The sequence below is a fragment of the Streptomyces tibetensis genome, from assembly GCF_040647715.1.
Taxonomy (GTDB): Bacteria; Actinomycetota; Actinomycetes; order Streptomycetales; family Streptomycetaceae; genus Streptomyces; species Streptomyces tibetensis_A.
Window position 1 is genome coordinate 1 of record NZ_JBEZCR010000027.1, and the last position, 20293, is coordinate 20293.

At 68.9% G+C, this 20293-nt stretch carries 22 protein-coding genes and 1 pseudogene; 5 read left to right on the forward strand and 18 right to left on the reverse strand.

Translation table 11 applies throughout. The features are described from left to right. From AB0B29_RS37510 to AB0B29_RS37585, 16 genes are all read right to left on the reverse strand, one after another. Positions 1-1268: lanthionine synthetase LanC family protein (locus AB0B29_RS37510; RefSeq protein WP_362247213.1), on the reverse strand; the 1268-nt coding region annotated here is incomplete at its 3' end. Then, positions 1265-3304 (reverse strand): lantibiotic dehydratase family protein, encoded by a 2040-nt coding sequence (locus AB0B29_RS37515; RefSeq protein WP_362247215.1) that lies wholly within the window; start codon positions 3302-3304, stop codon positions 1265-1267. The genes AB0B29_RS37510 and AB0B29_RS37515, both read right to left, overlap by 4 nt. An 88-nt stretch (positions 3305-3392) precedes the next feature. Beyond that, on the reverse strand, positions 3393-3581 hold the full coding sequence (locus AB0B29_RS37520; protein ID WP_362247217.1) for an FxLD family lanthipeptide: 189 nt from the start codon (positions 3579-3581) through the stop codon (positions 3393-3395). Positions 3582-3713: 132 nt separating this feature from the next. Then, positions 3714-4181, reverse strand: coding sequence for a DUF6082 family protein (locus tag AB0B29_RS37525; RefSeq protein ID WP_362247219.1), 468 nt, complete (start codon positions 4179-4181; stop codon positions 3714-3716). A 74-nt stretch (positions 4182-4255) separates the two neighbouring features. Further along, entirely contained in the window at positions 4256-4831 is a 576-nt protein-coding gene (locus AB0B29_RS37530) for a DUF6624 domain-containing protein (RefSeq protein ID WP_362247221.1), read from the reverse strand. Beyond that, on the reverse strand, positions 4828-5307 hold the full coding sequence (locus AB0B29_RS37535; RefSeq protein ID WP_362247223.1) for a hypothetical protein: 480 nt from the start codon (positions 5305-5307) through the stop codon (positions 4828-4830). The genes AB0B29_RS37530 and AB0B29_RS37535 overlap by 4 nt, the downstream gene beginning before the upstream one ends. A gap of 167 nt (positions 5308-5474) precedes the next feature. Continuing rightward, positions 5475-5966 carry a DNA-binding protein gene (locus AB0B29_RS37540; protein ID WP_362247225.1) on the reverse strand — a complete coding sequence of 164 codons (492 nt, stop codon included), beginning with the start codon at positions 5964-5966 and terminating at the stop codon, positions 5475-5477. Between the two features lie 128 nt (positions 5967-6094). After that, entirely contained in the window at positions 6095-7348 is a 1254-nt protein-coding gene (locus tag AB0B29_RS37545; RefSeq protein WP_362247227.1) for an acyl-CoA dehydrogenase family protein, read from the reverse strand. A gap of 86 nt (positions 7349-7434) precedes the next feature. Next, positions 7435-8076, reverse strand: a complete 642-nt coding sequence (locus tag AB0B29_RS37550; RefSeq protein WP_362247229.1) for a GAF domain-containing protein — start codon at positions 8074-8076, stop codon at positions 7435-7437. Continuing rightward, positions 8076-8663 carry a GTP-binding protein gene (locus tag AB0B29_RS37555; protein ID WP_362247231.1) on the reverse strand — a complete coding sequence of 196 codons (588 nt, stop codon included), beginning with the start codon at positions 8661-8663 and terminating at the stop codon, positions 8076-8078. The genes AB0B29_RS37550 and AB0B29_RS37555 overlap by 1 nt, the downstream gene beginning before the upstream one ends. A 52-nt stretch (positions 8664-8715) precedes the next feature. Continuing rightward, positions 8716-9129 (reverse strand): DUF742 domain-containing protein, encoded by a 414-nt coding sequence (locus AB0B29_RS37560; protein WP_362247233.1) that lies wholly within the window; start codon positions 9127-9129, stop codon positions 8716-8718. Continuing rightward, positions 9126-9641, reverse strand: coding sequence for a roadblock/LC7 domain-containing protein (locus AB0B29_RS37565; RefSeq protein WP_362247235.1), 516 nt, complete (start codon positions 9639-9641; stop codon positions 9126-9128). The genes AB0B29_RS37560 and AB0B29_RS37565 overlap by 4 nt, the downstream gene beginning before the upstream one ends. Positions 9642-9714: 73 nt before the next feature. Next, a complete protein-coding gene (locus tag AB0B29_RS37570) occupies positions 9715-11226 on the reverse strand; it encodes a sensor histidine kinase (protein WP_362247237.1) in 1512 nt (503 codons plus the stop codon). A gap of 27 nt (positions 11227-11253) precedes the next feature. Continuing rightward, the gene (locus tag AB0B29_RS37575) at positions 11254-13158 is read right to left on the reverse strand and encodes a glycoside hydrolase family 15 protein (RefSeq protein WP_362247239.1); all 1905 of its coding nucleotides are present in this window, start codon (positions 13156-13158) and stop codon (positions 11254-11256) included. 220 nt (positions 13159-13378) lie between these two features. Next, positions 13379-13873 carry a DUF6415 family natural product biosynthesis protein gene (locus AB0B29_RS37580; protein ID WP_362247241.1) on the reverse strand — a complete coding sequence of 165 codons (495 nt, stop codon included), beginning with the start codon at positions 13871-13873 and terminating at the stop codon, positions 13379-13381. Between the two features lie 206 nt (positions 13874-14079). Beyond that, entirely contained in the window at positions 14080-14880 is an 801-nt protein-coding gene (locus AB0B29_RS37585; RefSeq protein ID WP_362247243.1) for a TauD/TfdA family dioxygenase, read from the reverse strand. Between the two features lie 168 nt (positions 14881-15048). Here AB0B29_RS37585 and AB0B29_RS37590 point away from each other — a divergent pair, with 168 nt between their 5' ends. From AB0B29_RS37590 to AB0B29_RS37605, 4 genes are all read left to right on the forward strand, one after another. Next, positions 15049-15516 (forward strand): NUDIX hydrolase, encoded by a 468-nt coding sequence (locus AB0B29_RS37590; protein WP_362247252.1) that lies wholly within the window; start codon positions 15049-15051, stop codon positions 15514-15516. A gap of 6 nt (positions 15517-15522) precedes the next feature. Then, on the forward strand, positions 15523-16716 hold the full coding sequence (locus tag AB0B29_RS37595; RefSeq protein ID WP_362247244.1) for a helix-turn-helix domain-containing protein: 1194 nt from the start codon (positions 15523-15525) through the stop codon (positions 16714-16716). 209 nt (positions 16717-16925) lie between these two features. After that, complete coding sequence (locus tag AB0B29_RS37600) at positions 16926-18092, forward strand: helix-turn-helix transcriptional regulator (protein ID WP_362247246.1); 1167 nt, start codon at positions 16926-16928, stop codon at positions 18090-18092. Positions 18093-18109: 17 nt separating this feature from the next. Further along, positions 18110-18832 carry a 5-formyltetrahydrofolate cyclo-ligase gene (locus AB0B29_RS37605; RefSeq protein ID WP_362247248.1) on the forward strand — a complete coding sequence of 241 codons (723 nt, stop codon included), beginning with the start codon at positions 18110-18112 and terminating at the stop codon, positions 18830-18832. 148 nt (positions 18833-18980) lie between these two features. On the opposite strand, the gene AB0B29_RS37610 is transcribed toward AB0B29_RS37605, so the two are convergent. Both AB0B29_RS37610 and AB0B29_RS37615 read right to left on the reverse strand, forming a co-directional pair. Beyond that, on the reverse strand, positions 18981-19373 hold the full coding sequence (locus AB0B29_RS37610) for an AAA family ATPase (RefSeq protein WP_362247250.1): 393 nt from the start codon (positions 19371-19373) through the stop codon (positions 18981-18983). A gap of 139 nt (positions 19374-19512) precedes the next feature. Continuing rightward, positions 19513-19743 (reverse strand): annotated as a pseudogene (locus AB0B29_RS37615) (IS110 family transposase); the annotation flags it as partial. 169 nt (positions 19744-19912) lie between these two features. On the opposite strand from AB0B29_RS37615, the gene AB0B29_RS37620 reads away from it, so the two are divergent. Beyond that, the gene (locus AB0B29_RS37620; RefSeq protein ID WP_362247254.1) at positions 19913-20089 is read left to right on the forward strand and encodes a helix-turn-helix domain-containing protein; all 177 of its coding nucleotides are present in this window, start codon (positions 19913-19915) and stop codon (positions 20087-20089) included. Positions 20090-20293: the final 204 nt, after the last annotated feature.

Genomic DNA, 20293 nt, shown 5'->3' on the forward strand with positions numbered 1-20293 from the left:
GCGCGGATCTCGCTCACGACGCGCTCGGCGAGGTCGGCGCCGCCCTCGCCGTGGCCGATCACGCCGACCTCCCAGTACCGGCCCTTGTCGTCCTCGCCCTCGCGGATGGTCAGGTACGCGAGTGACCCGGCGTCGAGGGCGGCCATGGAGCCCCACCCGAAGTGCGGGGTGAATCCGGGGCGCTGGCCCGGCAGGCGGGAGAGGCCGTTGGGCAGCACGCAGGCCAGGTACAGGTACAGCCACTCCCACGCCGAGCCCTGCCGGAACTTCACCCCGGTGTAGAGCTTGGTCTGCTGCTGGTCGAGAACGGCGGCCAGCCGTCGGTGCAGGTCCTGGATGATCGGGGTGAAGCGTGCGGGTGCGGGGCTGTCGGCGGCGACCGCGCGGGTGAGGGTCAGCAGGCCGGCCCAGCCGTGGCAGAGGGTCGAGTCGGTGATGCGGGCGAGCCGCAGCGGGTCGGTCAGGATGGTCTCGACGATGTCCTCGGCCGCTTGGCGCCGGGCGGTGTCGCCGAGGGCGAGCGCGGCGAGCTGCTGGGCGCGGGCGATGCCGGGCTGGCCGTAGCACCAGGACTGGCGGGCCGGTTCCGCTGCGGGCGGCTGGTCGGCCTCCAGGTCTGCTGCGGTGGACCAGTAGTGGGCGCCGTGCCGGTCGAGCCAGGTGGCGAATGTGCCGACGGCCTCCTCCTGGCCGGGGACGCTGACTCCGGCGCGCAGGGCGAGGGAGAGCACAGCCAGAGGCCCCGCGATGCCGTGGGCCATGCCGTTGTTGCCGTGGCCGCCGACCATCCTCTTCCCATCGGGGCCGACCAGCGACCACCACCCAGGCAGGATCCGGCCTTCACCACGGGCGGGGTGGGCGAGCGCGACGAGGCAGGCGAGCACGTCGGGCAGCCGGGGCGCGATCGGGCGGCGGGACAGCAGCAGTGCGGCGAGTCCGGTCAGGCCGCGGATGAGGTCCCATTCGGCGAGGTGGGGCAGCGCGCCGGCCGCCTGACGGCGGTGGGCGGCGGCGAGCCGGGCGTCCACGACGCGGTCGACGGCCGCGCGGACGTCGTCGCCGGCCCCGTGGGCACGGGCCAGGACGAACTCCAGGGCGGGTGCGCCGTGGAAGAGGCTGGCGTTGCTGCCGGTACTCACCCCTCGGACGGTGGCCTGAGCGAGGTGGCGGCGGGCGGTGGACAGGTCCCCGCGCTCGATGTCGAGCAGGGCCATCCCCAGGGCGCCTTCGGACAGGTCCTGCGTACGGGGCACGATCGTCGTGGTCATGAGCGCCTGGCCAGGGGGACGACGATGCTGTGGGCCCGGCCGCCGATCCACCCGTCGGCGTCCAGCGGGGGCGCGTCGTGCAGGGTGGCGATGCCGAAGGGGCTGGCGTCCAGGTGCGCGCGCAGGAGGTCCAGGGCGACGTCGCGGCTGAGGTCGAGGGGCAGCTGCTGGTCGTCCTCAGCGAGCAGGACCCGCTCCGGCACCCGGAACCGAGCACGCCAGGCGTGGAGTTGGTCTGCCCACTGCTGGAGTGGTGCGGTGCGGGCAGGCAGCGTGCGGCTGCGGATCTTCCACCGCGCGGCGGTGAGGATGGTGCGTCGATAGGTGAGCGCCGGGGTGAAGGGCAGGGTCCACGCGGCGCCCCAGTCGAACCAGGTCACCTGCGGGGAGACGGCCCGGCTGATCTCGCCGAGGAAGCGGGCCATCGGCGGGGTGTAGTTGTTCCACAGGAAGTTGATGGCGGTGGGGGCCAGCAGCTCCAGCCGCTTGCCCGTCGCGGACTCCATGAGCTGGGGGCGGCCGTCGGCGACGGTGACCGACAGGTCGCCGGGGAAGAGGACGTTCGGGCCAGGGTGGCGAAATTCGCCGACACTGACGACGCGGGGCAGTGCCTGCGGCGCGCGGGTGAGCAGGTCGGCCGGCACCCGCCCGGCGTGGAAGGCCAGCTGTGCCAGCTCCGCCTCCGCATCGATGGTGGGCAGGTGCGCGTACGCCTCCTCGGCGCCGGGGAAGAGGTGCCAGAACCGTCCGGTCATCGAACCGGCCGAGCGGGAGACGGTCAGGACCCGCAGCCGGAAGTCCCCCCGGTTGAGGGCCTGGACGGAGGAGGCGTGCACCTGAGCGGCCAGTTCGAGATGGGGCGCCGGATGGTGTGGCTTCTCGGCGGCTGCGGCTTCCAGCTCCTCGATCATCGCGCCCGTCAGGGCCACCGTGCGCCTGCCCTCGGCGGCGGCGGTGCCGGCCAGCTCCAGCAGCAGGCGGTCGCGCCGGGACATCGGCCGGGGCGGTTCGTTCACGGTAACGAACCCTTCCGGAAAGCCCACGCCCCGGTCGGAGTCCGTGGCCACCTCTACCGGAACGGGGATGTTCTCGCCGTAGCGCTCGGTGAATTGCTCGATCCACCGACGCCAGGTCGGTGTCCCGTTCGGATGAGTGGCCAGGCGGGCCAGCACGGTCGCTGCCGTCCCTGCCTCGGTCAGCACTTGTTCGGGCAGCCGCACGTCGGCATCCAGCCGCAGGTCGCATGCTGGCCGCAGCCGGTCTGCCTGGGCGCGGACCGCGTGCGGTAGGGCGTCTGAGGGGTCGACGGCGGTGGCTGGTGCGCGCAGCGAGGAGCGCAGCAGCCGTACCCGCAGCAGTTCGCCCAGGAGCCGGTGGCGCGCTGCGTCGCTCACAGCCGGGTACTCCGCGGCGAGTTTGTCGGCCAGCTGGCGATATTCGATCGGGGAGCGGGCCAGGTTGAGCACGAGGCGCAGCGCAGGGTTCAGGGCGAGGCGGAACTCGGCGTCGCCCTCGGACGGCACGTGGATGTGCTCGTTACGCTGCCGGGCCAGCGTGTTGACGCAGACCGCCGTGTCGGCCATGCGAGTGCTGTCGCTCTCCCAGGCGCTGAGCATCTCGTCGAGACCGGCCGGATCGGGGCGCACGACGGCCTGGTGGTCTTCTCCGAAGCGCACGGATGTCGACTGGTCGAAGCCGAGCAGGGCGACGCCGGCGAACAGGCCGTAGGGGGTGGAGCGGTGTGCGTACCGGATCGCGTAGCGAGCCGTGGCCAGAGCAGCACGGCGAACCCGGCGCGGCTTCGGCGTGCGGCCGTCGATGATGGCCTGCACCTGTCCGGCGAGGTCGGGGCTGGCGTCGGTCACCGTCTGCCGAAAGGCATCGTCGGACCAGACGCTGCTCAGCCACGCACGCCACGGTTCCACCGATGCGGTGGATGCCGGCCAGGGCGGCATGGCGGGCTCGGTGACGTGCACCGCGGCGCGCAGCATCGCCTGCCCCGCGCCCTGGTACAGGCTGGGACGTACCCGTGTCATCACCGCTCTCCCTTCTTCCTTCGTGACGGGGCGGGAGGCGGGCCGGACGGGAAGCCCCGCCCGGCCCGCGCTGCCGGATCGGACCGGCTTACGAGGTGGTGCAGGCGCTGGGGCAGGAGCTGCCGCAGGTGTCGCCCGTGCTGCACATCAGGACCGTCTCGGTCGCCGGCGTGCCCTCGATGAAGGTGATCTCGAGCCCGAAGGGGTCGGTCTCGTCGATGGTTGCGAGGTCCGACTGCGCGGTGGCGGTCGGCCTCTCCGTCTGCACGGCGGTCATGCTTGCCTCCTAGTGGCGATGGGTGGTGCGGGATCCCGGGCCCGGTCGGGACCCGGAACTTGGTGCCAGACGGTGGCGGGGCGACGATGTCGCCTGCTCCAAGGCGTCTGGGAGTCGGTGTGAGCCGTGTCGTCAGGCTGCTGCGGGCTGCGCCCGCGAGTGGGTCTTCGCAGCCCTGTCCAGGACCTCGGTGAAGTGCTCGGCGCGCTCGTCGCCCTCGGCCTCCTGGGCGCGGAGGTCTCCGAAACGGGCCCAGTACCGCCTGCAGACGTCGCTGTTCATGAGCATCGAGGCGTAGAAGGGCAGTTGTCCGTGGCGAACGAAGCCCAGCCGGTCACGCAGGCTGAGGGTGCAGATCTGCTGGTTGGCATGGAGCAGCTGCATGTACTCCTCGACGTCGATGTCCTCGGGCGTCCAGAGCTTGGCGAGGTCGGGGTTGGTGGACATCTGCGTCAGCCAGTCGAGCTGGTTCCGCGCGACGGCCACTTCGTTTCGCTCGGCCTGGTGCCGCGCGTCCTGCCTGAGCCGGGCGGCTCCGATGACGGCGGTGGTGAGGGAGACGGCGGCGCCGGCAGCGAGGACGGCGGTAGTGAGCTTCATACTTCAACGGTCCTTTCAGGTAAGGGGGTCTGCGGAAGAGCGTTGGGTCTGTGGAGCCTGTGGGGCCCGCTGCGTCATGCGGCCCCCGCGAGCACGACGGTCGGGGAGTCGCCGGCATGGCGATCCGGGGCGTATGGGCGCCGCACCTTCTCCAGGGCGACGCCGATCGGCGGCAGCCCGACGGCGGCCCTTCGCTGGTCCAGGGACTCCGGTGCGCGCAGCGGGCACAGCTCAACCCCTGTTGCGTTGAGGACCAGTTGGGTCCCGAACTCTTGTGGTCGCCCGCTGTTGACCAGGGCACGGTCGTGAAGGTGGGCCCAGTGCTGGATGCGCGCGTCGTCGTCCTGGACTGCGCGCTTCAGAAGGGTGGTGGCCGCCCGTTGGAAGTCGGGCTCGCCGTCGGCGTGAAGAGCGATGCTCCAGGCGGCACGTGCCGCCTCGGGGCCGACGAGGCGGTGGCCGGGCCAGTCGTGTTCGGCCAGGATGCGGCGCAGCACTTTGGTGTCGGCGTGGTCGGCGTGACGGTCCTGGCCGAGTTGGACGGCGTCGAGGTGGTTGTGCACGCGCTTGGCCCGGCGCGCTGCCGACTGTGCGGCTCGGACGATGAGTTCGCGGGCGAGGTCCGGCCGTAGCGGTTCGGCGGTCCTCACGCAATGCCCCGCTGGTCTGCGGCGGAACGCGGCTCGTGGACCCGGCAGCCGATGAGCGCGCTCAGCCCAGGCCGGCGCTCTGCGGTGAGTTCGAGGCGAGCGACTCGCTCATCGTGCTGCCCGGTGCCGGATCCTCGCAGGTCCCAGCCCATGTCGGTGAGCCGATGAAGGAATGTGGCGATCGGATCAACGTCGAGAGGATGGCGGGCCAAGACCTCGGCCCGCACGAGCGGTACGCCGAGCCGGGCGGCGAAGTCGGAGACCCACAGAGTGATCAGCCGGATGGTGTCGTCGGAGCGGTCGGGCAGGGTGTGGACGCAGCCCAGGAAGAGGCACGGGCCCTCGCCCCATCGGAGGTGGGGCCCGCGCTGCGGGATCATGCAGGCCAGCAGCAGCCCGTCCTCGAACAGTCCGGCCGGCTTGGCCTGCGGGTCGCGGAACAGAGCCGGGATGTCGGCTCGGGCGGGTATAGGCATGCCGCGCATAGTGAGCCAGCGTTGACGGTCCTGGACGAGTGCGGCTGCCTCGTCTCGTTCGGCGTCGGTGCACAGTGTCCGCATCTCGTACACGGCCGGTAACGCCGTCGAGCGCCGGTGCAGGGAGGCGTGGGAGGGCTTGGTGGCAACAGAAACGGGTGACGCGTTCACTGGCTCGCTCCGCTCTCCATCGTGTCGGCCGGCCTGGTGCCCAGCAGACCCCACGCGTGGGCAAGGACGACGAGCTGGGTGGTGTTGGCCGCCCCGGTCTTGTCGAGCAGTTCGTCGTGTGCCGCTCGGACGTCGGCGGGGGCGATCTTGGCGGCGACGGCGATGTCGTGGGGATTGCTGTGCTCAGCGACGGCCTGCAGCAGCAGTTGCTCCTCCGGGCTGAGCTTGGGCGTTGGCCTGTCCGTTGTGGGTGGGGCGACCTGCTGGGCGGCGAACAGGCGGTGCACGATCACCGGGGGCTTGCAGCGGGGCGGGCAGTGGAGGCTCTCCCGGATGTCGCGGACGTACTGGCGGACGGTAACGGCCGACAGCCCTGTCCTAGTGGCGACTTCTCGGGGGGTGAGGTCGTCTGCGAGGTGCTGGGCGACGCGCTGCAGGGTCGGCGTCAGGGGTGTGATCGGTGCGCTGGTCGTCACGGGCGGGGTCACGTGTGTCTCTTTCTCGGCTGGGTGGACGGTCACCGGAGGGGGTGCCGTCGGCCCCCGCGGGGGACGGGGGCCGACGACATGGGCCCGTGCGCGGCGGTTTGGATTTACGGGGTGCCGCGCACGGGGGCTCATGCGGCGGTGGGGTCGGGTCGTGCCCAGGCCGCTTCGGCGGCGAGGCGTTCGGACCACTGGATGTGGTCCTCGTCGAAGGCGGCGTCGGCCAGACGTATGCGCTGAACTTCGCCGGTTCCGGCCGGTGGGTACGTGTGCTGGATGTCGCGCCACAGGCGCTGGAGGACGTAGTCGCGGTCGAGGGCGTGGGCGCCGTGCAGTTCCATGGCGTCCTGGGCTGACTTCATGGCCCACTGGTGGCCGAGATACTTGGCGTTGATCAGGTCGGCGTCGCAGGGCAGGCCCTGATCGAGGAGGTGCACGGACTGGTAGGCCAGGATTCGTGCGGCGCGCAGGCGAGCCTCCATGTCACCGATGCGGTCCCGCAGGACCGGCAGATCGGACAGGGCGCCTCGGTAGCGGGCGCGCGCCTTGAGGCGGGCAGTCGTGGTGGCCACGACCGCCTCGTGGATACCGAGGCTGACTGCGGCCAGGTTGGGACGGCCGTACAGGATGCTGCTGCTCTGGGCCACGCTCAGCCCCTGGCCGATCTCTCCGACCACGTTGTCCTCGGGGACGCGGACGTGGTCGAGGTCGAGGCGACCGGCGGAGAAGCCGTGCAGGCCGAGGCCGGGACGGTGGTCGGAAATCGAGACCCCGGGTTGGTCGGATTCGACTATGAACGCGGTCAGCGCCTGGGAAGTACTTACGCCGGCCTCGGCGGTTCGGGCGACGACGAGGTGGGCTCCCGCGAGATGGCTGTTGCCGATGTGGACCTTGCTGCCGGTGATCACCCATTGATTGGCGGCGCGTTCGGCGGTGGTTTCGATGCCGCCGATGTGTCCGCCGGCCCGCGGTTCGGTCACGGCGATCGACAAAAGAAGTGAACCGTCCGCCACCCGCGGCAGCCAGCGGCCCTTCTGCTCACAAGTGGCGAAGTGCAACAACCCGCCGACGGGGATGAGGGTGGCCTGCAGGATGGCCGCGGCAGCCGCCGAGACCCGCGCGATGCGGTGGACCAGGACCGTCTTGGCCACATGGCCGGCGCCAAGACCGCCGAAGGCGGCCGGGACGGTGACAGCGAACCAGCCCCGTGCGGCCATCAGGTCGGCGACCTTGCGCTCCACCCTGCCCGGAGCGGCCTCCATACGTGCGGCGCGCGGCGCGATGTGCTCTTCCGCGAAGGCGTCCGCCTCGTCCCACAGCAGCTCGTGGCGGGCGGTGAGGTAGGGACGCAGCGCCGGTGGTGGCGTGGTGGGTGTGGCGGGCATGGTCGTCTCCCTCTCCCTGGGTGAAGGTCGCACAGTGGAGCGGCCGGGGATCGCCTGCGGCTCCCGGGTGGGGGTGGTGGAACGGCCTAGCGGACGGGCGCGTGGGCGATGTGGTCCATCACCTGGGCGCCGGCGTTGATCACGATGTCTCTCAGCCGTCGGGCCTCGCTCAGGGGCCGCTTCTCGGGGTCGATGACGCACACCGTGCCCAGCACGGTGCCGCTGCCGTGGATGAGCGGTGCGCCGAAGTAGGAGCGGATCCCGACCGCGTCGACCACGTGGTTGCCGCTGAAGCGCGGGCTGGCGTGCACGTCGTGCAGCGGGAGGGCCTTCTTGCGGGCCATGACCTCCGGGCACCAGCCGTGGTCGCGGCTCATGGTGCGGCCGACGATGACGTACCCGCTGTCCGCGGGCGGCTGGTGCAGCCCGACGAACGTCTGCTCCTCCAGGAAGAGATTGACGAACCCATACAGGAATCCGGCCTGCGTGGCCGTGGCGCGTGCCAGCTCGTCGAAGTCCTGGCTGGCAGCGGTGGGCACGCCCAGGCGCTCGAGCAGCTCATACCGCCGCGCCAGTTCGGCCGTCTGCTGGTCCTGCGGGCCGGTGACGGCAACGTCGGCCGAGACGGACGGCCCAAGGGCGATGTCTCGCATGTTGCATCGCGGCAGTGACCGGGTTGCTGGGGCGGTCTCCGGTACGAGGTAGGGGTCGTTGGGCTGGTATGACATCAGGCGTCCTGGAGGGTGGTAGTGGCTGCTGGGCGAGCGGGGCCTGCCGATGCGTTCTTCACGGCGTGGCCGACGAGGGTCAGCAAAACGCCGGCGACGTGGTTCGGGTCGCGGGCATCGCAGGTGACCACCGGCGCAGAGGTGGGGAGTTCGAGGGCGGTGCGGACCTGTTCGGGGTGGTAGCGGTGTGCTCCGTCGAACTGGTTGATGGCGACGACGAAGGGCAGGCCGATGTCTTCGAAGAAGCTGACGGGAGTGAAGCTGCCTTCCAGGCGGCGGGTGTCGACCAGGACGACCGCGCCGACCGCTCCGCGGGAGAGGTCGTACCAGAGGTCGACGAACCGGTCCTGGCCGGGCGTGCCGAACAGGAACAGTTCCAGGGGCACGGGCGCGTCCGGCAGGCTGAGGCGGCCGAAGTCGAAGGCGACCGTGGTGGTCTGCTTCGCCTCGATGCCTGCCAGGCTGTCCACGTCAGCGCTCGCCTCGGTCAGGTACTCCTCCGTGCTCAGCGGCGTGATCTCGCTGACAGCACCAACGGCGGTGGTCTTGCCCGCGCCGAAGCCCCCGGCAATCACGATCTTCAGCACAGTGGGTGCACCGGCCTGCGGGCGCGACGGACTCCGCAGCGCCACGGTCGAGTCATCCGGCCTTGGGGTAGGCGACGGCATCGGGCCACTTCCTCTTCAGGCCCACGGAGAGGGCCGCCAATAGGTGGGTGGTGGGACGCTCATCCGCATCTGCGTCGGAGGCGGTATAGGCATCGGTGACGGAGACGACCAGGGCATCGGCGTCCAAGAGGTCCGAGACGAGGATCTTGACGGCGGTGACGGGGCGGCGGAGTCGGCCCGCAATCTCGGTCACGGAACGCCGGTGCTCTCGGCACAGGGCGAGGATCTCTTCGCACTCCGCGGCCTGCCCCGGGCCCGGCCGCCCCGACCCGGCGTCCAGCACGGTCTCCAAGCCCAGCAGATGCCGCGGCTTGGTGCGCCCGCGCGTCAGCGTGTAGGTCCGCACGAACGTCGATTCCTCGGCCGAGCGGCCGTGTGTGCTCACCGGACCTCAGCACCCGTGCCGACGCGGACGGGGATCTGCATGTAAGGAGCGAATTTCTGGACGAGGCGCCCCATCTCGAACCCGACGGTGCCCGCGTCGGCGTCCGTGGTGGCGATGACGGCGAGGATCGTGTCCACTTCACCGCGTTCGTTGCCGGGATGGCCCTCGAACGCTGCGCTGCACCCGGCGCTCTGGACAAAGAACAGGCAGTCGTCTCGCTCGATGATGACTTGCCTGGCCGGCCTCTTCTTGTGGCTGGGGCCGGTGATGTTCGTCGCGAGGGAGGCCACTCCGCTGAGTGCGGCCGACAGTTCGTCCGCCCAGTCCTTGTCGACGTCGCTGTCCAGCAGCCGCAGTCCGTCGCGCGACAGCAGGACGGCGTGCGTGACGCCCGGAGTCTCGGAGGTGAAGTGACGCAGCAGCCAGGCCATGTTGTCCCGTTGACCGCTTGCTGTCGTCTCGGATGCGGGCGCGTCGCTGGTCACGTTGTTCATCGCGGGGTGGGTGCTCATAGGGATTGCTCCAGAAGGGGGAAGGTCCAGCGGATGTAACAGGCCGCTGGGAACGTGGAAGGAAGGGCGAGAATCAGGGCCTGGGTTGCTCTGCCGAAGCGGGCGGAGAACCAGCGGTCCCGCCGGCCTGGATGCCGTTGCGGAAGGCGGCTGCGAGCCCTGGGGTCCCCGCGGTCACGGGGGCTTGCTCCCGCTCGCGTGGTGGACGGAACGAGCCGGCCTGACGCGTACGCGTGGGAAGGGCGGGCGCATCAGCCGAGTGACCTGCCTCTCCGGCTCTCGGCGCCCCTGCGGTGCCCGGGCGTGGTACCTGGCCCGCCGGGATGGCTGGAGCCGTGGCACTCTGCCGGGGCGGCGGCGCGGAGGGGTGGGGTCTCCTGGGGAGCACGCCCGAGTCCTCGAGCGAGGGAATCGCGACGAGGAGCCGTGCCGGAATGACGACCAGGGCGGTGGTGCCTCCCGTCACGTTCTCCTGGAGGAGAACGGACAGCCCGTGCGACTGGGCGATCTTCGCGGCGACCAGCAAGCCGAGCTGTCCCGCTCGTACCTGACCGCTGACGTCCACCTCGCCAGGGGCCTTGAGCAGGTGGTTCATCTGCGCGCGTGTCTGCGGATGCATAGGGATGGCCCGGTCCTCGACCTCGATCGCCAGCCCGTTGGGAACCCGCTGCGCTCGCACGGTCACCTTCGTTGCCGGATCGGAGCACTCGCAGGCGTTCTCGATCAGCTCGGCCAGAAGGTGGGTCAGGTCCGGACCCACATGTCCCGGAAGGCCCAGCTCAGCGCCCACGGAACCAGCCGCGACGGCCACACGCGGATACTGCACAACTTCGGAGACCGCGCCGCGCAGCGCCGTCGCGACGGGGACGGGCCGACGCACGCTGCGCAGGGACTGCCCGCCCAGCACCGCCGTGCTCTCGACCTGGCGACGCATCCGTGTCACGAGGTGATCGATCTCGAAGATCTTCGAAAGCAGCTCCGGGTCGTCGGTCAGCATCTCCAACTGGCTCAGTGCCTGGAGCGCCTTGCCGACCAGGGCGTGCTCGCGCATCGCCAGACGGCGCAGCACTTCCAGGAGAACGACGGACTGGGACTCGTCGTGCACACGTATCAACGACGCGATGGCCTGCGCCTGGAGGGAACTCAACGCCTTGTTGATCTCGACGGTCGGACTGGCCGACGGTGGCGTCTGCATGTCCGGCAGCGCCGGGCGTCCCCCGCGGCACAGCTCGTCCGCCGACCACTGCACCGACTTCTCGACGGCCGCCCCTGCCTCGGCGACCGCAGTCAGCGCCGCTGCCTGGGCCTCCTCCACAGCTGCCTGCACGACCCCTGCGGCCGTGCGCACTCCGCGAGCCGCCACCAGCGCGACCCCGGCCAGCCCACAGACAAGGCCGGTCAGGAGCCAGCCGGGACCTACCGCAGACATCGACCAGAGGGCGAAGGCGGCACCCAACAGCGCGGCCAGAAGCACCACGGGCAAGGCCACGGCGCGGCGGACACGGTGCAGCGTGATCGTGTCGATCCGTGGAGGTCTGCGGTGGCCGGGAGCGGCCGGCCGTGCCGGGAAGGCGCTGTCAGGCATGGGAATCCTCGTCAGGGGGTGGGGTTGCTAGGCGTGCTGCGGCGTCAGGCTTGGGCAGGTCTGGAGCGTGTTGCGTGGGGCCGAGCGAGGCGCCGGAACCTCGACCGTGCCTCGGTGGCAGGAAGACTGCGTCGCCAGCTGATGAAGGAGCCGGGCACTTTGGATCAGGCCCATGTGGCTGAACGCCTGCGGGAAATTACCGACCTGGCGCTGCTGGACGGGGTCGTACTCCTCGGCCAGGAGCCCGAGGTCGCTGCGCAGCGCGAGAAGGTGTTCGAACAGGGCGTGGGCCTCGCCGAGGCGGCCGGTCAGGGCGAGCGCATCGACGAGCCAGAAGTTGCAAAGGAGGAAGGTGCCCTCATCGCCGGCCATGCCGTCCACTCCGGTGCGCTTGCCGCGGGTCGGGTACCGGTACACGAGCCCGTCCGGTGTGGAGAGTTCACGACGTACCGCATCCACGGTGCCGATGACGCGCGGGTCGTTCGGCGGCAGGAAGCCGACGCGGGGGATGAGCAGCGTGGCGGCGTCCAGCTCCTGGGAGCCGTAGGACTGGGTGAAGGTGTTGCGTGCCGGGTCGAAGCCCTTGGTGCAGACCTCGTGGTGGATCGTGGCCCGCAGCTCGACCAAGGGGGGCAGGTCCACGTCGAGGGCACCGACTTCGGCCAGGCGGATGGTGCGGTCGACCGCGACCCAGGCCATCACCTTGGAGTGGACGAAGTGCCGGCGTGCCCCGCGGATCTCCCAGATTCCCTCGTCAGGCTCCTGCCAGCGCTGCGCCAGGTGCTCGACGAGGCGCTGGTGCAGGACCGCAGTGTCGGCGCAGTGGGCGACACCGCTCTGGTGCGCGAGGTACAGGGTCTCGATCACCTCGCCGTACACGTCGAGCTGGAGCTGGTCCGCCGCCCCGTTTCCGACCCGTACTGGGGTTGAGCCCTCGTACCCGGGAAGCCAGGCCAGCTCCCGCTCCCGCAGATCGCGCTCCCCGGTGATCCCGTACATGATCTGCAAGTTCTCCGGATCACCGGCCACCGCACGCAACAGCCATCGCCGCCATGCTTGCGCCTCCTGCCGGTACCCGGTCCCCAGCAGCGCGGCCAGGGTCGTGGAGGCGTCGCGCAGCCAGGTGAAGCGGTAGTCCCAGTTCCGTCCGCCGCCGATCTCCTCAGGCAGCGATGTGGTCGGCGCCGCGACGATCCCGCCGCTCGGCCCATAGGTCATCGCCTTCAGCGCGATCAAGGAACGAACCACGGGCTCGCGGAAGGGGCCGTCGTAGGTGCATTCCTGCGCCCACTCCCGCCAGAAGGCGAGTGTCTCGGTGAGCGCGCCCTCCGGGTCGGGAACGTCAGGCGCCGCTGCATGGGATGGGCACCAACTGAGCACGGAAGCCACGCTCTGCCCGGCGGCGACAGCGAACGCACTGACGATGGCGCCGTCCTTCTCCACCTGCTGGACGCAGGTGTCGAGCCACAGAGCGTCCGCGCCGGCCTCCGCGACCATGCGGCCCCCGACCTCGTGGATCCACGGGCTGACGCTGCCATATCCCGGCCGCGGACGCATGGCCGAGATCATCGGCACTTCGCCGGTGAGGCCCTCGACGATCCGGATCACTTGGGGTGCCCCGTCGCGTGGCGGCATGAAATCCAGGACGCGCACCGAGCCGCTCGGGGTGCGCCACACCGATTCGAGGACGAGTGAGTCACCGCAGTACCGGCGTTTGGCTTCCGCTTCGGAGCCGGACCGGCCAGGAGGCGGCGAGGCCGGAGCGATCTGCCAGGTGCCGTGTTTCTGTGTGCCGAGCAGGCTTGCGAAAATGGCCGGCGAGTCGAAGCGGGGCAGGCACAACCAGTCGATCGAACCGTCGTCGCAGACGTGGGCACTGGTCTGCATGTCGCCGATCAGGCCGTACTGCTCGATACGCGGAAGGCGCTTCATCGTGTAGATCTCCGTAGGTCCCCGCGAATCCGGGGACGGCTTCGGGGCCGCCGTAGCGGCCGGGAACTGTCGGTAAGAGAGGCTCGGTGGTTACCGGAGCGGGGGAAGCCTGTTCTGCCCGGGCGCGAGGTCCTCGTCCTGGCCGGTTACTCGGTCACCGCGAAAACCAGCCACGCCATGGTGCCGAGGATCAGCGAGATCAGAACTGCCCCGGTGACGGTCATGTCCGAGGCACCGAAGCGGCCAGGACCAAGCAGGCGAAGGCAAGAGCGAAGACCGAGCCGCGCAGCACGTTGATCCGCGGCTTCCACCAACGCCCTCTCCGCGTCGGCTTCGCAAGACCAACGCCGTGGGTTCGCACGGCAGCGATAAGTTCCTGGGTCGCCTGAGCCAGCTTGACCAGATGCACTCTGCTGCACATGTAGCCGTCAGGGACACCCGCCGAAGCGAGCTGCTGCGCGCCGCGCAGCGCGGACGCTCCCGGCGGTACCTCGACCCCAAGTTGGCTGATGTGACCGCGAAGGCGCCGCGCGAGCTCCTCCACGTCGCTGTCGCTCTCCGGTAGCGGCGACTCCTCGTCCAGCACGAGCGCCACGGTCTCCGCTGCGGCCGCTGCCTGATCGCGCTGCGAGCGCGGCTCGTCGCCGAGACCGCCCTGTCCGCTTGCGGCAACCCGCTGGTGGGCGTCGCGACCGGAAGCCAGCGGAAGACGCATGACACAACTCCTTGTCACATCAAACCGACTCGGCTTGGCTGCGGACGGTGCGACGCCTGGTGCAGGGCTCATCGGGGCCCTCCCTGGTGGGCGGTGCAGGGGAGCGCGGCATGCGGCGTCGTTGCGTCGCGCGGCGCTGGAACTGTCCCCGCGACAAGTCGTTGGGTGGCGGGACAGACCAATGGCGCGTCGGGGGATAGAGGACATCAGACGGTCTCGTTGGTCTTGGGAAGGCGGATACCGACGGAGTCCGGTGCGAAGCCCTCTGGCATGGGGGCGCGCGGTTCTCCGAGGGCGCGGAGGCACAGGCGATTGCCGGAGAAGCGGGTCCGGGCGTGCAGCCAGCGATGGTTGTCCACGAGGTATCCCTGGCCCGGTTGGAGGCGAAGCCGACGTTGGCAGCCTGCGACCGCCCGGCGCAGGGAGGGCAGATACGGGTGGACGACCGGACTCCATCGCACCAGGCCGTCCTGCCGCAGGCGAACCGACACCCTGCCGTCGGCGTGGACCGTGAACACCTGGGCGGGGTGCCCGGCGCCGGCACCGAAGTACGCGGTTCTGGGCTTGGAGAGCATGACGGGTGCTTCACGGCTGGCGGCGGACAGGCTAGCGAGGACGTCGTGCCCGTCGGCCAAGAGGACATCCCCGCCCTCGGCAGCGGAGCACAGGCAGACGAGGAGCATGAGACGAGGCGGGTTCGGGACGCCAGAACGCTCGGTGTGCGCTTCCAGGTCACCGTGCCCGAGCCCGGCGAAGCCCGCGCGGTGGGCGTGGACGCCGGTGTCGTGAATGGCGGTCAGCCCGTCCGGGTCGCTGTGGGGGTGTGGCGTGATGCACATCAACCTGGTGGCCAAGCCCAGGACCGCGGCGCGGGATGTGAGCCCGTCGATGGTCACCAGGCCGGTGTCCTGCAATTGGGCGGCGATTGAATAGGCAGCGTGCGATGCGCGAATGTCGAGGTAGTGGGACGCGAAGAGCGTCACCGGGCGAGTGAGGGCATCGCGCATCGCCGTGCTCCTTTGAATGAGGTCGGTACGGTCAGAGTGCGAAGCCGTAGCGCGGCCGGTAAAGCGACAGATTGTCGACTCGATCAATTCGCCAAGTCGGGCGGGAGGTTGCCTGTCACGTGCTACGTTCCGGAGGCCGGGACCGCACAGCGCAGGACGAGGACCGTGATGACACATACGCCGCCCCTTTGGCCGGTTTCCGTGAAGGGCGTCGCACTCGACGCACACCACCGGGTGCTCCTGCTGAAGAACGAACGCGACGAGTGGGAGCTGCCCGGAGGCCGCTTGGAGGTGGGGAGCCGGGATGGGGCTGTACCGACCGATGACAGCCCCGAATCGGCTCTGGAGCGGGAGATGCTGGAGGAGACCGGCTGGGAAGTGAAGGCCGGGCCCCTGATTGATGGCGGTGTCTGGATCTACGAGCCGATTCCCGGCCGCAAGGTCCTGATCGTCACCTACGGCTGTACGGTCCTCACTCCCGACCAAGCTCCCGTCGTCAGCCACGAACACAAGCAGCTCGGCATGTTCACGGCGGACCAAGTGCCGGCCTTGGACATGCCGGACGGTTACAAGCATGCAGTGGCCAATTGGTACGGCCAAAAGGCTGCGGACCTGGACGACTACGAGCGGATGTAGCTGGCCATGGCCGAGCGGAAGGCCCCGGAGAACCGAAATGAACACCGCCCTGCTATTCGGCCGTCGGCACGCCATGCGCAGTGGCACTGGGCGACGCCGCAAGCCGAAGTCATGCTGGGAGCAGGAGATCTCGCCGGTATCTTGCGCTTCTACCGCCGTGTGCACGGGCTGAACCAGACCGAACTCGGTGAACTCCTCGGATACGACAAGACCTACATCTCCGCGCTTGAACTCGGAAAGCGCAGCCTCGACGACGTCGGGTCCCGTCGCCGCGTCTGTGAGTGCCTGCGGCTGCCACCGCACATCCTTGGCGTCACGGACGTGGCCGACACAGACCACCGCGCCATGCTGCAGTTCGGCGAATCCACCGTCCGGCTCGCCGAGATCGCCCGGCAGTCCGGTCATGCAGCGGAAGCAGTTTCCGAACTGTGGCCACTGGTTGCCCGCCTGGAGGCTCGCGTGGAGGACGGACATACCGAACGCGACGTACTGCACCTGCTCGCACGCGCCCGTGTGGGGCTTGGCGTCGCCCTGGGGAACGTGCTTCCAGAAGAGCGACTGAGCACGGCAGCCCATTGGACGGCCAAGAGCCTGGAGCTCGCCGAGTACTTTGAAGACACGGCGATGACGTCGTACGCACTGCGGATGCACGGAAACGAGCTGCGGAAAGCCCGCCTGCGAGGTGCGGCCGTGGAACGCCTTCGCCGCGCTGTTGCGCTTGCGCCGGACAAAGACGCACGCGCTGCCGGCCTCCCGCTCCTGGCCCGAGCGGCTGGTGCGCTGGGCAATGGGACTCTGTTCGACCAGGTGCTGCGGGAGACAGACGACCTCCTGTCCACGGTGGAGCACACCAGCCTGTTCAATCCGTTCTCGTTGCACGAGATCCGGCTGCGTGGGCTGATCGCAACCGGTCGGAATTACGAGGCCATACGGCTGGTGGAGCATAGCCCGACGCCCACCACCACTGTGGCGCCGCAGTGGCGGGTAATCGAGCTGGTCACTGTTGGACATGTCCAGCTGCTGGCCGACGACCGCAACGGCGCGGCGGAGTCCTTGGACATTGCTGTTCGCGAAGCGGTCGCACAGCGGCTGCCTCACCAGCTCCAGCGCATCATGCGGACGGCTGCAGGCCGGCTGTCGGCGGCATACGACGCTGCAGCCCAGGCGCTGCAGCGCATGCGCAGCGAGATGGCGGCCTAGCCTTATGTCACGCCAGGGGGCATCAGTGCGGGCGACCAACACCATTATGGTCCTTCGTCGTGTGGACTCTGGGCTTCCACACAAGCGGCCCAACTCCAGCGTCGCCAGAGCAGATTTGATGCGCAGGTGATGCATCCATGTGGCATCGACGGGCATGACCTGGGGGTCTGCACCATGCGCGACGTCGAAGGGATTTGGGGGTCCAAGTAATGGCACGCAGACGGCAGTGCCTTGCCGATCGACGTCGAGCTGTCGGCCTCACGCAGGAAGCCCTGGCTGAGAAGTTGGGTGTGGACCGCTCCACGGTTGTCCGCTGGGAGATGGGTACGGCCTCGCCTCAGCCGTGGATGCGCCCAAATCTCGCTGATGCCCTCCAGGTCTCCGTTGCAGCACTCGTCGACCTCCTGACGGACGAGAACGAACAAGCGGGCGGCCAGCAGACGGTCGATACCGGCGTACCTTCCGACACTGCCAAGGTGGACCTGACGACGGCAGCCGACCTGCGACACGCCTTCGACGACCTTGCCGCCCGATATGACCAGGCACCGTCTGCCAGCCTGCTAGCGAAGGGCGGAGAGCAACTCAGCCTGATCACCTACATGGCGCGGAGAGCCCCGCATGGGCGAGCGGAGCGACAACTCCTAGGGCTTCAGGCTGACGCCCTCACACTTATGGGCCAACTCGTCTGGGATGCCTCACAGCGGCGGGACCACGCGACGGCACGTGGCTACTACGACGAGAGCGTCCAAGTTGCCCGGCGACTACGCGATCACACGCTCGAAGGACGAGCCCTCCTGAGAACCTGCTATGTGGCGCTCTACGGAGCTCAGGATCCCCGGAGTGGTTTGGCCCTGGCCATCCGGGCCGCGGAGACTGCGCGGTCCACCAGCCCAGCCTTGACTGGCCTTGCGCTGCTCCACGTCGGCGAAGCCCACGCCATGCTCGGCGAGGCGAATGACTGCGAGAGGGCCCTCGCCGAAGCACAGCAGCAGTTCGACAGCACAGACGGGGTGGATGCTGCCGCCGACCTTGTGTCCTCAACGCAGTTCGGCCGCCTGGCGGGGTCGTGCTATCTGTCCCTCGGGAAGCACCGACGCGCACAAGAGTTCCTGGAGACCACGGCCGCCGAACCGCAGGATCGACGAAAGTCACGCGCGATCGTGCTGGGGAACCTTACCCTCGCCTACATCCGTCAGAACGAGATCGACGCAGCCGTGGCTACGCTGACCGAGGCCATCGCGGAGCTAGAGGAGACCCGAGGCGGGGGAGGGCTGAACTTGGTCTTCCGGGCGGCGCGTGAATTGAGATCCTGGCGGCAGGAACAGATCGTCGCCGACGTCCATGACCGGCTGTTCGCTCTCATGGCAACGACGTAAGCGTGAGGAGAATCTGGGTGCCGACGAAGCACGACGACGCCAAGCAATTTGTACGGACCCAGGTCTGGGACGCTCTCGACGCAGCAGACGCGGTCTACGACGACACAGCGCACGGCCGTATCCCCAACTTCAAGGGCTCGGATCAGGCCGCGGCGCGTCTGGCGGAATTGGACGCGTGGGAGATGTCCAGGGTCATCAAGGCCGTGCCGGACAAGGCGCAACTTCCGGTACGGGCCCGTGCTCTGGAGGACGGCAAGCTCGTCTACATGGCGGTGCCGAAGCTTGCCACGCTCAAGCCGTTCTATCTGCTCGACCCTGCCACCTTGGACGTCCCGCCACTTGAAGCTGCAGCGAGCCGGGTCGCGGCAACGGTCGCTCCCACCGTAGAAGTCGATGCCTTGAAGCCGGTGGACGTCGTCGTCCTCGGGAGCGTGGCAGTCAACCGCGATGGCGCTCGAATTGGTAAGGGAGCCGGCTATTCAGATCTGGAGTTTGCCCTTCTGACGGAAGCTGGACTCGTGGGTCCGAGCACCCTTGTCGTCACTACAGTCCATTCGCTCCAGGTGATCGACTCTCCGATTCCGGTCACCGACCACGACGTGAACGTTGACCTGGTTATTACGCCCCAAGCAGTGATCGAGTGCACTGCCCCGCGTCGGCCGAAGGGCATCTTCTGGGACCACCTCGACGCGTCCAAGATCGCCGCCATCCCTGCTCTGCAGGCGAGGGCGAACCGCTAACCGCCGGAACGCGGTCGACTTCCCGCACTTGCGGCCGGTATCACTGGAAGCCGCTCCCACCTGGTGGACGCAGTTGGTCACGAGCTGGCGGCCTTCAGTATCGGGGACGGATCAGAGCCAGCCGGGCTCGATGACTTCCTCGCCCTCATCACGAGGAGGTTAGAACCGGCGTAGAAGTTGCCCAGCGCCGATTCCGTGACAGCCAGCGCGTTGGCGTCGTCGCGCCGGTTACGGTCCTCCAGACGCCGCAGCAACTCCTCGCGGGAGACAGGGAGTGCAACAGCCGCCACCGGCCGCCCGCCTCCTCGACGAGCTTCTTCCACTCCTGGCGGGCGGAGCGCAGCCACAGCCCGTGGTCCAGCACGACGTCCCGGCCGGCGGTGACCAGTTGGGTCAGGTGCTCGCGGACCTCGGCGACCACCGGCGCCTTTCTGGCGAAACAGTCCCGCTCCGGATAGTCCACGTCGTAGCGGCCATGCCGGGCGTGCACCAGCTCGTCCACCGACAGCCGTACCGCCCCGGCCGACTCGAGCCGCTGCATCGCGTACGTGGTCTTGCCCTACCCGGTTAGCCCGGCCAGGAGATACACCATCGATGTTCTCCGGGCCGGCGGTCAGCCGCCTGACTGGGCACTGCCTGCCTTCAGCTTCCGTCGCTGGGGGGTGCCTCTATGTCTTTCGTCAAGCGGCGCGAGGGCTTCTGGGTTCGTAGAAGGTTCCGTCGCGGAGCATGGCGAAGTGGACGCTGATGCGGTGGCGGGCGAGACGGAGGAGGGCCTGGGTGTGGGTTTTGCCGCGGGTTCGGCAGCGGTCGTAGTAGGCCCGGGAGGCGGGATGGTGGAGGGCCGCGAACGCGGAGAGGAGCATCGCCCGTTTCAGTTGCCGGTTGCCGCCTCTGGGGGCGTGTTCGCCGCGACGGGGACGCAACATAGCCGACGGTCGGCGGTTAGCCAAACCGGCAATTCTGCGGACTATTGATGCAGGCTCCGGAGAGCAGCCCCTGACGCGCATTATGGGAGTTCTCCGGGTTCGCTGGATGGTCATGTATGCCAACTCAGGAGAGACTACGTCGGTGCGCTTCATGGATGTCCCGGAAACGGCTGAGTATTTGAACGTGTCCATCTCATGGCTCTATAAGAATGCCGCGCGTTCTGGGCTGGCAATCTACAGATTCGGAACAGGCCCGAATGCCAAGATACGGTTCAAAGTGTCAGAGGTTGAAGCTTGGGTGAAGCAGCAGCGAGTGATGGGCGGATGAAGCTCTTTTGGGTTGGCCCATGCCAGGAAATCCGCAGTTGTGAACGCAAACAGTGTCTTGGTGGTGAACTTTGCAGAGGCGCTCCCTGGTTCGTGGGATGGGGTCGTTTTTCAAGGAGTGTGAGCATCCGCGGTCGCGGTGGTCGAAGTGTCCTCACCCGTACAAGATCCGGTATCGGTCGGCGGCCGGGAAGCAGGTGAAGGA

Excerpts from the sequence above, each read along its gene's own strand:
- AB0B29_RS37515 (WP_362247215.1), bottom strand. The coding sequence starts at position 3,304 with ATGACACGGGTACGTCCCAGCCTGTACCAGGGCGCGGGGCAGGCGATG.
- AB0B29_RS37610 (WP_362247250.1), bottom strand. The coding sequence starts at position 19,373 with ATGCAGCGGCTCGAGTCGGCCGGGGCGGTACGGCTGTCGGTGGACGAG.
- AB0B29_RS37590 (WP_362247252.1), top strand. The coding sequence starts at position 15,049 with ATGACACATACGCCGCCCCTTTGGCCGGTTTCCGTGAAGGGCGTCGCA.
- AB0B29_RS37585 (WP_362247243.1), bottom strand. The coding sequence starts at position 14,880 with ATGCGCGATGCCCTCACTCGCCCGGTGACGCTCTTCGCGTCCCACTAC.
- AB0B29_RS37545 (WP_362247227.1), bottom strand. The coding sequence starts at position 7,348 with ATGCCCGCCACACCCACCACGCCACCACCGGCGCTGCGTCCCTACCTC.
- AB0B29_RS37600 (WP_362247246.1), top strand. The coding sequence starts at position 16,926 with ATGGCACGCAGACGGCAGTGCCTTGCCGATCGACGTCGAGCTGTCGGC.
- AB0B29_RS37575 (WP_362247239.1), bottom strand. The coding sequence starts at position 13,158 with ATGAAGCGCCTTCCGCGTATCGAGCAGTACGGCCTGATCGGCGACATG.
- AB0B29_RS37580 (WP_362247241.1), bottom strand. The coding sequence starts at position 13,873 with ATGCGTCTTCCGCTGGCTTCCGGTCGCGACGCCCACCAGCGGGTTGCC.
- AB0B29_RS37535 (WP_362247223.1), bottom strand. The coding sequence starts at position 5,307 with ATGCCTATACCCGCCCGAGCCGACATCCCGGCTCTGTTCCGCGACCCG.
- AB0B29_RS37620 (WP_362247254.1), top strand. The coding sequence starts at position 19,913 with ATGGATGTCCCGGAAACGGCTGAGTATTTGAACGTGTCCATCTCATGG.
- AB0B29_RS37525 (WP_362247219.1), bottom strand. The coding sequence starts at position 4,181 with ATGAAGCTCACTACCGCCGTCCTCGCTGCCGGCGCCGCCGTCTCCCTC.
- AB0B29_RS37520 (WP_362247217.1), bottom strand. The coding sequence starts at position 3,581 with ATGACCGCCGTGCAGACGGAGAGGCCGACCGCCACCGCGCAGTCGGAC.
- AB0B29_RS37565 (WP_362247235.1), bottom strand. The coding sequence starts at position 9,641 with ATGAGCACCCACCCCGCGATGAACAACGTGACCAGCGACGCGCCCGCA.
- AB0B29_RS37595 (WP_362247244.1), top strand. The coding sequence starts at position 15,523 with ATGGCCGAGCGGAAGGCCCCGGAGAACCGAAATGAACACCGCCCTGCT.
- AB0B29_RS37570 (WP_362247237.1), bottom strand. The coding sequence starts at position 11,226 with ATGCCTGACAGCGCCTTCCCGGCACGGCCGGCCGCTCCCGGCCACCGC.
- AB0B29_RS37550 (WP_362247229.1), bottom strand. The coding sequence starts at position 8,076 with ATGTCATACCAGCCCAACGACCCCTACCTCGTACCGGAGACCGCCCCA.